Annotated in this window: 11 protein-coding genes; 7 read left to right on the top strand and 4 right to left on the bottom strand. The window is 27.1% G+C overall.

Features of this window, described 5'->3' with window-relative positions:
* Window positions 1-139: 139 nt before the first annotated feature.
* A complete protein-coding gene (locus K0040_RS19480; RefSeq protein WP_228110370.1) occupies window positions 140-436 on the bottom strand; it encodes a CBS domain-containing protein in 297 nt (98 codons plus the stop codon).
* 409 nt (window positions 437-845) lie between these two features.
* Between K0040_RS19480 and K0040_RS19475 the strand changes: the two genes are divergently transcribed.
* A complete protein-coding gene (locus K0040_RS19475; protein WP_228110369.1) occupies window positions 846-1,622 on the top strand; it encodes a sporulation protein in 777 nt (258 codons plus the stop codon).
* 126 nt (window positions 1,623-1,748) lie between these two features.
* On the opposite strand, the gene K0040_RS19470 is transcribed toward K0040_RS19475, so the two are convergent.
* Window positions 1,749-2,165, bottom strand: a complete 417-nt coding sequence (locus K0040_RS19470) for a CBS domain-containing protein (protein ID WP_228110368.1) — start codon at window positions 2,163-2,165, stop codon at window positions 1,749-1,751.
* Between the two features lie 66 nt (window positions 2,166-2,231).
* Window positions 2,232-2,795 (bottom strand): DUF2238 domain-containing protein, encoded by a 564-nt coding sequence (locus K0040_RS19465; RefSeq protein WP_228110367.1) that lies wholly within the window; start codon window positions 2,793-2,795, stop codon window positions 2,232-2,234.
* Window positions 2,796-3,019: 224 nt separating this feature from the next.
* On the opposite strand from K0040_RS19465, the gene K0040_RS19460 reads away from it, so the two are divergent.
* The 3 genes from K0040_RS19460 to K0040_RS19455 all read left to right on the top strand — a co-directional run bounded on the left by K0040_RS19460 (window position 3,020) and on the right by K0040_RS19455 (window position 4,220).
* Window positions 3,020-3,607: a GTP pyrophosphokinase gene (locus K0040_RS19460; RefSeq protein ID WP_316719980.1), complete on the top strand. Its 588-nt coding sequence runs from the start codon at window positions 3,020-3,022 to the stop codon at window positions 3,605-3,607.
* 209 nt (window positions 3,608-3,816) lie between these two features.
* Window positions 3,817-3,939 carry a hypothetical protein gene (locus tag K0040_RS20810; protein ID WP_265588943.1) on the top strand — a complete coding sequence of 41 codons (123 nt, stop codon included), beginning with the start codon at window positions 3,817-3,819 and terminating at the stop codon, window positions 3,937-3,939.
* Window positions 3,940-4,055: 116 nt separating this feature from the next.
* Complete coding sequence (locus tag K0040_RS19455; RefSeq protein ID WP_228110366.1) at window positions 4,056-4,220, top strand: hypothetical protein; 165 nt, start codon at window positions 4,056-4,058, stop codon at window positions 4,218-4,220.
* 132 nt (window positions 4,221-4,352) lie between these two features.
* Here K0040_RS19455 and K0040_RS19450 read toward each other — a convergent pair whose 3' ends face one another.
* Window positions 4,353-4,550, bottom strand: a complete 198-nt coding sequence (locus K0040_RS19450) for a hypothetical protein (RefSeq protein ID WP_228110365.1) — start codon at window positions 4,548-4,550, stop codon at window positions 4,353-4,355.
* A gap of 178 nt (window positions 4,551-4,728) precedes the next feature.
* Between K0040_RS19450 and K0040_RS19445 the strand changes: the two genes are divergently transcribed.
* The 3 genes from K0040_RS19445 (at window position 4,729) to K0040_RS19435 (ending at window position 5,714) form a co-directional block, all read left to right on the top strand.
* Complete coding sequence (locus tag K0040_RS19445) at window positions 4,729-4,962, top strand: hypothetical protein (protein WP_228110364.1); 234 nt, start codon at window positions 4,729-4,731, stop codon at window positions 4,960-4,962.
* A 188-nt stretch (window positions 4,963-5,150) separates the two neighbouring features.
* Window positions 5,151-5,300 (top strand): hypothetical protein, encoded by a 150-nt coding sequence (locus tag K0040_RS19440; protein WP_175487667.1) that lies wholly within the window; start codon window positions 5,151-5,153, stop codon window positions 5,298-5,300.
* Between the two features lie 15 nt (window positions 5,301-5,315).
* Entirely contained in the window at window positions 5,316-5,714 is a 399-nt protein-coding gene (locus K0040_RS19435; protein ID WP_228110363.1) for a type II toxin-antitoxin system PemK/MazF family toxin, read from the top strand.
* Window positions 5,715-5,876 lie beyond the last annotated feature (162 nt).

Here is a 5,876-nt window from a genome sequence, read left to right as displayed (position 1 = left end):
CAAGCTAAGAAATGACTTAAGATCCGGTAGGATTTTAGATAGATTTTTAAATTTAGAAAAGTTGTTAATGTTCGTTAGATTATTAGAAAGTTTTCTATCAAATGTTACAACTAGATTATACAAGGGGTGAGTTTTTATTTTATTTCATTACCTGGTTTTGAGCCATTAAGCTAGCTGCTTCATGAGCATCTGTATCAGGGCTCACGCTTATCATATTTCCACTCATTACACTTTCTACATTTTTATTAGTATTATTTCCAGCAACACTTCTTAAAATGATATCTCTATCTGTTATTACTCCAACAGGAGTTTTATTATTATCACAAACAGGAACTATTCCAACATCCAAAGATTTCATAATATCTGCTGCATTTTTTATATTAGAACCTGTTGTTACATATGATACATCCTTTGTCATTAGATCTTTTACTTTCATAGTTAAACCCTCCTTTTTTCAAATCAATCATATCTTGCGTAGTATCTTTTAGCAACTGAGCCACTGCGTGTCTCAGAATTCCCCCCCTAGGGGTGGGGTTCTTAGCAGATTGTGTCAAGAACATGCTACAACAGCAATAGCACTAGTGATGATAATGATAGTAGTGATAGCAATGATTAGAATGACTTTAACAACAATATAAATAATGAGTCTGATAATAAGGAAGATACCAATCAAAAACTAAATTAATTACTTATTTGTTATTAGGTTCTATATCTATAGGCATGAGTATAATATTCTTATTTGTTCAAGAAAATAAGATAATACAATACAATATATCTTCTAAGGTTTGAGAAAACATTAAACTTAGTATAAAATATAGGTACTAAAAATATATTGGAGGTATATAATGGGGATATTTGATAAAATGATGGCTACAACACTTGGTATAGGTGGCACAAAAATAGACACAATAGTTCACACAAAAAACATTATGCCAGGAAAAAGAATAGAAGGAATATGCAAAATAAAAGGTGGTAAAGTAGAGCAATATATAAAAGACATAACAATAGGTGTATACACTAACTACAAACAAGAAGTTGATGATAAAACAGTAAATAAAACACAACGTATTCAAGAAAGTGAAATAAAAATAGATAAAACTATACAACCAGAGGAATTACATGAAGTTCCATTTAGTTTTATTTTATATAAAAGAGTACCTATTACAAAGCACAAATCAAAAGTATGGCTATCAACATATATGGATATACAAGGGGCAATAGATACATCAGATAGAGATTACATAAATGTAGAACCTAATGAATATATGGTAAACGTTTTAAATGCTATATCAGAGTTAGGATTCCATCTTAGAGAAGTTGAAAATGAGCATTGTCCAGCAAGACTGATCAAATATGACTTTGTACAAGAATTTGAATTTATGCCCCTTGGAGGTTATTTTAGAAATAGATTAGATGAGCTAGAATTAGTGTTTGTACCAACAAATACTCATGTAGACTTAATTTTAGAAGTGGATAGAAAAGTTAGAGGAATTAAGAGCTTTATGAGTGAGTATATGGGAAGGGATGAAACAAAACTAAGAATAAGACTTGAGAATTCTAGAAAATACACAATTGATGAAATAAAACATGAAATAGAAAGATTACTAAGAATGTATTCTTAGAATTTGTTATATAGATTTAACTAAGCAACTGGAAGGAAACTTTTAAATCTGAAATGAATATCACCCCTTAAAATAGACACAGGATAAAAGTACCTGTAAAATCTAACTTAAGGGGTGAGTTTTTATTTAATTACCTGGTTTTGAAATGGAGCTTAAAGCTTGGCCAGCTTCATCAACATGTATATTTACATTAGCTAAATCACCTAAAGAAAGCATGCCAGCAATCTGATTATTTTCAACTACTGGTAATCTTCTAATTTGATTTTTTGCCATTAAGCTAGCCGCTTCATGAGCATCTGTATCAGGGCTTACGCTTACCATATTTCCACTCATTACACTTTCTACATTTTGATTCGTATTATTTTCAGCAACACTTCTCAAAACGATATCTCTATCTGTTATTACTCCAACAGGAGTTTGATTATTATCACAAACGGGAACTATTCCAACATCTAAAGATTTCATAATATCTGCTGCATTTTTTATATTAGAACCTGTTATTACATATGATACATCCTTTGTCATTAGATCTTTTACTTTCATAGTTAAACCCTCCTTTTTATCAAATCAATACTATCTTTTCCTTTTAAACAGAACATATGCTTATAATTATTGATTTATTTTTTTTATTTTTCTAAGGTAATACCCACACATAATAAGGCAACCAACCAAAGCGTCAATCATATCTTGCATAGTATCTTTTAGCCCACCTGATTGAGTATCTTTACTAAATAATACATCTAATATATACTCGATTATTTCCAAAAGACCAGACATACCTAGACCAAAGAAAAGAAGAAGTATAAGAATTATTATTTTACTAGATGAATTTTGTATATTTAAAAAATTTAATATATTCCAGCCTATTTTAACAGTTATAAATCCTGACCAAAAATGCAAAAAGTCATCATAAATTTTAATTTTGTCATAAAGGTTATAACAAGATCCTAATAAGAATGAAGATAATATAAATAAGTTACCAAATATAAATAAACTTTTATCTATTATAGGATAATTTTTAGAATATAATTTATTTAATACAAAGAGTATAATTAAGCAAATTGCACTTAATCCACTTTTTCCATATTCACCTTTAAATATAAAGAATATTATTGAAAAAATATATATAATATAAAGTATTAAATTAAAGATACTGATTTTTTTATCTTTCATATTTGCACCTACCATTTAGAATATTTATATTTATTATGTGTAAATAGCATATAAATCATTTAGAAATTTAAAATATCTATATTATTATCTAACAAACATTAATTTATCAAGAGTGGTGGGGGGAAAACCGGCAGGTTGTGCGAAAAATCACTAAATATGCTACTATTACAGTACAAATATTATATTTGGGGCATGAAGTTTTAATGATAAAAGGAGGGGTGCTAATGCTAGAAAAAGCAATACTTATAGCAACTAAAGCCCATTATGGGCAACTAGACAAGGGTGGGCAACCATATATATTACATCCGTTAAGAATTATGCAAAACTGTAATACAGATTTAGAAAAGATATGTGCTGTCTTACATGATATTATTGAAGATACGAATATATCATTAAACGAGTTAAGAGAAGAAGGCTTTTCAGAGGAAGTTTTAGTAATCTTAGATTTATTGACTAAAAAAGACCAAGAAGAGTACAGTGCATTTATTGATAGAATAAGTAAAAATGAAATAGCATGCCGAGTTAAAATTGCTGATTTGCAAGATAATATGAATCTTTCACGCATTGAAAATCCAACCGTAGAAGATAAAAAACGAGTAGAAAAATACATGGATGCACTAGAAAGATTATATGGAGTTTTATATCCTGAAAAAGACAATATTGAAAAGGAATATGAAATTGAAATTAATGGCTGTGTTACACTTCCTAAAACTGTATCTGAAGATCAATTCTATGAAAAATTTATTGACTTTATTGAAATAAATCACTGGTATTTTGGTGGTGGAATGAAGATAGTTGAAGAGGATGAATAAGTAAATAAAAGGGATGATTATACTGTAGATGTTTTTCATAGAACTACACAATGGACAGTAAAAAATGGCATAGCTACAGCAACTAATCATATTCTCACACCTTACCCAGGAACTTCAGTATATGAAAAAATGGATATAAGCAAGCATACAAAAACTTTTATAAGTGGAGTAATATATATAAATCCTCAAGGGAACATGAGGAAATTAGAATGAGATTAAAACATTTTACTTATGCAGGATCATGGAAAAAATTTGAACCTGTATGGAACTTTATAATCAAAAATGAACTTCTTAGTAAGACTAGAGGAGCCTTAGTAAAAACGTTGAAATAGTATAAAGGAAACAATAGTTATATAGTGCGAATCAAACACTATTATTATTTTATGTGTTCACGAAAACACCTGTTTTGGTGGACACTTGAAAGATTATTAATTTGGTGGTGATAAAAATGAATTTATTTACTGAAAATTTCAAAAAATACTTAATTATAATGCCAATCTATACTGTATATATAATTGTATTTGAATTGATATTAGGATGTAGCTTTGGAGATATTTGGGATGATCTACTTGACAAATATGGTGTGAAAAAATATGAAAGAATAAAAAAATAGTTTATTTATTCTTGAAGTAGTAATTTCCATTATATAATTTAAAGTTAATAATAAAAAGCGCTACTTAGATTTATGTATAATAAGTGTATATAAAATAAATAAAGTTACACATCTGTATATGTGTAACTTTATTTAGTCTCCTTGACTAACAATTTTTTTATTGTTAGCTAATGCAAATGTACTTGTTTTTATCATAGAATTAGCAAATTCTATAAACCCTTCCTTTTCAACCTCGTAATAGTCAAATGCATTAATCCAAACTAGATAATCTAAAATATATTTTTGAATTAATATGGACATGGAGTTTTTTACACGCAATCCATTTGACATAAAAGAAAAAGTAAATTACTAAAAAATAAGGGATGCAAGCTCGTAAAAAACGTAGCTTGGAGGTAATAATATGAAAAGATAATTTTTTAAAAAATATAGGTCTTACTGATGAGCGAATAGACAGTATTTTGGCTGAAAAAGGAAGTAAATAAATCATTAGAAATGGAGTGATTTAAAAATGTATGATTATAACATATGTAATAAAGCTGATGAAGAAATATTTATTAAACAATGTATGGAAATTGAAAAAAATATACCTGAAATAAAAAAGCTTGAAATATTAACGGATGTAGACGAAAGTAAAATTCAAAAATATTTACTTAACGGAAAAGAAGTAAAAGTGTATAACTCATACTATATTGATGCTATTTATATAGAGTCTGAAATAGAGTTGACGAGATATTTTAATTAGGGTATTTATGCATTAACAAATATAATGTGACAAAAATATATTTTAATTCATATCATAGAAAAAGGATATTAGTTTGAAACATAGTGATAATAGATTGATTTACATTTCATTTTTAAATCAATTTATTAATGATTAAAAATATGATACAATGTATATAATTAAAAGTATAAAAGAGGAGAGTGAATAGGATGAAATTAAATGTTAAAAAATTAAGAAAAGAAAAAAATACAATTATAGTTTCATCAAAAGAAGCTCTAAAGGATGTTAGTCCAATTGAGTGGTCGAAGGAAGTAATATCCGGAGATAAAAAAGTAGAAATTAGAAGGATTAACAATTAAGAGGAGAACATAGTAATGTGCAAGGCAGGAGATATAATTATCATAGATAATTATAAAGATAATGGGACATATTTAAATAAACATTCATTTGTAGTTTTGGATGATGAGGACGGAGAAATTCAAGGATTATCGTATGACATGGTATGTAATGTCATGTCATCATTTAAAAATGAAAAACATAAAGAAAAAAAGTTAAAGTTTCCAGGAAATTTTCCTATATCAAGTAATGATAAATTTACTAATCCTGATAATGGCAGAGAAGGATATATTAAATCTGAACAACTATATTATTTTAAAAAAGATAAAATTAATTTTCAAGTAATAGGTAGAATGAATGATGACTCTTTTGAAAAACTAATAAGATTTATTGAAAATTTGGAAATTGATATTAAGGAAATTATAGATAATTTATAAAATAGTACATATTTAATCTAGAGGTAATATACTTCGAGAATGTCTATAGATTTGTGTAATAATTTTGTTTTGTAATTTATATTACTGGAAATTCAAAATTCCAGTAATATTTTTTTATTTCTAAGAAATACTAATACTAGCATTCTTTTCACAATTATTATG

The organism is Terrisporobacter petrolearius (assembly GCF_020748185.1).
Taxonomy (GTDB): domain Bacteria; phylum Bacillota; class Clostridia; order Peptostreptococcales; family Peptostreptococcaceae; genus Terrisporobacter; species Terrisporobacter petrolearius.
This window is presented reverse-complemented; position numbering and strand designations above follow the sequence as displayed.

What these genes read in the sequence shown, in the direction of transcription:
- K0040_RS20810 (WP_265588943.1), top strand. Translation starts at nt 3,817, where the DNA reads ATGAGATTAAAACATTTTACTTATGCAGGATCATGGAAAAAATTTGAA.
- K0040_RS19435 (WP_228110363.1), top strand. Translation starts at nt 5,316, where the DNA reads ATGTGCAAGGCAGGAGATATAATTATCATAGATAATTATAAAGATAAT.
- K0040_RS19470 (WP_228110368.1), bottom strand. Translation starts at nt 2,165, where the DNA reads ATGAAAGTAAAAGATCTAATGACAAAGGATGTATCATATGTAATAACA.
- K0040_RS19445 (WP_228110364.1), top strand. Translation starts at nt 4,729, where the DNA reads ATGTATGATTATAACATATGTAATAAAGCTGATGAAGAAATATTTATT.
- K0040_RS19440 (WP_175487667.1), top strand. Translation starts at nt 5,151, where the DNA reads ATGAAATTAAATGTTAAAAAATTAAGAAAAGAAAAAAATACAATTATA.
- K0040_RS19465 (WP_228110367.1), bottom strand. Translation starts at nt 2,795, where the DNA reads ATGAAAGATAAAAAAATCAGTATCTTTAATTTAATACTTTATATTATA.
- K0040_RS19460 (WP_316719980.1), top strand. Translation starts at nt 3,020, where the DNA reads ATGCTAGAAAAAGCAATACTTATAGCAACTAAAGCCCATTATGGGCAA.
- K0040_RS19455 (WP_228110366.1), top strand. Translation starts at nt 4,056, where the DNA reads ATGAATTTATTTACTGAAAATTTCAAAAAATACTTAATTATAATGCCA.
- K0040_RS19450 (WP_228110365.1), bottom strand. Translation starts at nt 4,550, where the DNA reads ATGTCAAATGGATTGCGTGTAAAAAACTCCATGTCCATATTAATTCAA.
- K0040_RS19475 (WP_228110369.1), top strand. Translation starts at nt 846, where the DNA reads ATGGGGATATTTGATAAAATGATGGCTACAACACTTGGTATAGGTGGC.
- K0040_RS19480 (WP_228110370.1), bottom strand. Translation starts at nt 436, where the DNA reads ATGAAAGTAAAAGATCTAATGACAAAGGATGTATCATATGTAACAACA.